This window comes from Rhodococcus sp. MALMAid1271, assembly GCF_049195265.1.
GTDB lineage: Bacteria > Actinomycetota > Actinomycetes > Mycobacteriales > Mycobacteriaceae > Rhodococcoides.
Map to the genome: position 1 here is coordinate 1 of NZ_JBMIRQ010000089.1, position 638 is coordinate 638.

Here is a 638-nt window from a genome sequence, read left to right on the forward strand (position 1 = left end):
GGGACTGCCCCGAGTTCGGTTGACTCGTTGGGTTGAGTGAATCAGGCCGCGTGTGCGGACTGATTGATTGTCTCAAACTCGGTTGGGGTGAGTTTGCCGAGCCGGCGTTGGCGACGCTTGCGATGGTAGGTCCGTTCGATCCAGGTGACGATCGCCAGCCGTAACTGCTCTCGCGTGGACCAACGTTGTCGATCGAGCACGTTCTTCTGCAGAAGCGCGAAGAATGACTCCATCGCAGCATTGTCTCCGCACGCCCCAACCCGCCCCATGGATCCCTGTAAACCGTTGCGGGACAGCTCATGTACGAATTTTCGTGAACGGAATTGGCTACCTCGATCGGAGTGGACGATGGTGCCGTCCGGGTCTCGTTGATCGACGGCGTTTCGCAGTGCAGATACTGCCAGTGAGGCTTTCATACGGCTGTCGATCGAGTATCCGACGATCTTGTTCGAGTACAGGTCTTTGATGGCGCAGAGGTAGAGCTTGCCTTCGTCGGTACGGTGCTCGGTGATGTCGGTCAGCCAGATCTGGTTGCGTTCCTGTGCGGTGAATTGGCGGTCGACGAGGTCGTCGTGGACGGGCGGGCCGGCTTTCTTGTTCAGGCCGCGCTTCTTGGAGAACACGGACCACAGCCGTTC

1 protein-coding gene is annotated in these 638 nt (G+C 58.8%); it reads right to left on the reverse strand.

The annotated features are described in order from the left end of the window. Positions 1 to 41: 41 nt before the first annotated feature. Positions 42 to 638, reverse strand: a 597-nt coding sequence (locus ACOQFP_RS13245) for an IS3 family transposase (protein ID WP_421584571.1), incomplete at its 5' end; no start/stop codon positions are given.